Source organism: Candidatus Hydrothermales bacterium (assembly GCA_039630235.1).
GTDB lineage: Bacteria > Hydrothermota > Hydrothermia > Hydrothermales > JAJRUZ01 > JBCNVI01.
This window is the reverse complement of the sequence record JBCNVI010000016.1, coordinates 5,344-7,120: the sequence shown is the minus strand read 5'-3', so window position 1 is coordinate 7,120 and position 1,777 is coordinate 5,344. Positions and strand designations below refer to the sequence as shown.

Here is a 1,777-nt window from a genome sequence, read left to right as displayed (position 1 = left end):
ATTTGCAAAAAGGCCAAAGTTTTTTCCAATTGTTAAAACATCTCTTTCATTAATAACTCCGTCGCCGTTACAATCTGCAAAAGTTGCCATCCTTGGAACCCACTTCTGAGCAGGCTGAGGAATAAACTGATCCCCCATGTTTCTCGCTGGTCCTGTCAAACCAAAATAAACACCCAAGGGCAAAACATCAAGTTCATTAACAACTCCGTTAGCATCAGCATCACCTGGATAAACTACATATTGACTCTGTGCAGCAAAAACAACACTGGCAGAAGCATCAAGTCTACCAAAACCAAAAATTGTATCATAACCTCTTGGGCCAAGATCAACTGCAGTACCTGTTAGAACTCTCCTCAAATCTAAATTCGTTAACTGGGGATCTAAAGATAAACATAGGGCAGCAACACCAGCTACATGAGGCGCAGCCATTGAGGTTCCTTGATAGAAAATATATACAAACCGATCTACTACAGGCCTACCTTGATACTCATCACAGGTATTTTGCAAAACACCATCAGCATAACCATCATTATTTAAGTCCACTCTCACATCTCCACCAGGTGCAACTATATCAATACCTTTTCCGTATTGCGAATAGTAGGAAAGTGAATCCCTATAATCTGTTGCACCAACTGCAAAACACTCTGGATAACCAGCAGGATATGAAAGCTTTGAAACCCCCTCATTTCCAGCAGCTGCAACCAGAAAAACACCACTGTTATAAGCACTCCTCACGGCCATATGCACCACTCTCATAGCCGATGAATCACCAGGAGAACCTCCTAAACTCATATTTATAACTTTTGCGCCATTTTGGGCTGCAAAGGAAATACCCTCTGCTATCATATCAGCTGAACCTCCCTGTGGACCTAAAACCTGAACAAGAATTACACTTACATTTGGAGCTATACCTGCCACACCTAAATTGTTATTTGTTGTCTGTGCTATAGTCCCAAGAACATGCGTACCATGAGGAGATGATGGATCTGGATATTGGTCATCGTGAAAGAAGTCATAGGTAGCTACTACTTTTAACCCCACTAAATCTGGAGCCATATGGTAATAACCATCTGAAGTTATAACCTCGTCACTTTCATAATAGGGCACAGGTCCATTCCTATAGGCAAAACCATCATCAAGAACAGCCACCCTGATAGAAGGAGATCCAAAGGTAAAATTCCAAGCTATCTCCATCCCTATTCTTTTGAAATGCCATTGATAGGGATAGAAGGGATCGTTTGGTACAAAAAAGGGCTTTAAAATAGCATTTTTGGTAACATCCTCTATATAAGGCAGCTTTTTCAGTTTTTCTATTACAGTTTCTATATTTTCTTTCTTTGGATCAAATTTAACCACAACAAAAGGTAAATACTTGCTGACGTACCTGATGGAGTAACCCTTTTCCTGAATTTGTTCAATCACTTCTGACTTTAAGTTCTCCCTATAGATCACAATAACTTCATCTTTTTTAAAATCGCCAATTAAGATTAAAAGCAAAAATGCTGTTTTCATATTCAAATTATACGAAAAAATTTTCATTTTGAAAAAAGCTCCAAAAATTTGTAAAATTATAAATTAAAATATTTAAGGTTCAAATCCCAGGGGACGAAAAAAAGGGGCAAAAATGGAGGAAAAAATTTTAAATTTGCTAAAAAAAGAGGGAAAACCACTAAAAACATCTGAGATCGCTGAAAAATTATGCGTTGACTCAAAGGAAGTTTCAAAAGCACTAAGAAAACTAAAAAAAGAAGAAAAAGTTGAATCACCAAAAAGAGGC

At 37.9% G+C, this 1,777-nt stretch carries 2 protein-coding genes; one reads left to right on the top strand and one right to left on the bottom strand.

Annotated features, from left to right (window positions below):
- A partial coding sequence (locus ABDH49_09000; GenBank protein ID MEN3047088.1) for a S8 family serine peptidase occupies window positions 1-1,512 on the bottom strand: 1,512 nt, incomplete at its 3' end.
- Between the two features lie 112 nt (window positions 1,513-1,624).
- Between ABDH49_09000 and ABDH49_08995 the strand changes: the two genes are divergently transcribed.
- On the top strand, window positions 1,625-1,777 hold a 153-nt coding region (locus ABDH49_08995; GenBank protein ID MEN3047087.1), incomplete at its 3' end, for a MarR family transcriptional regulator.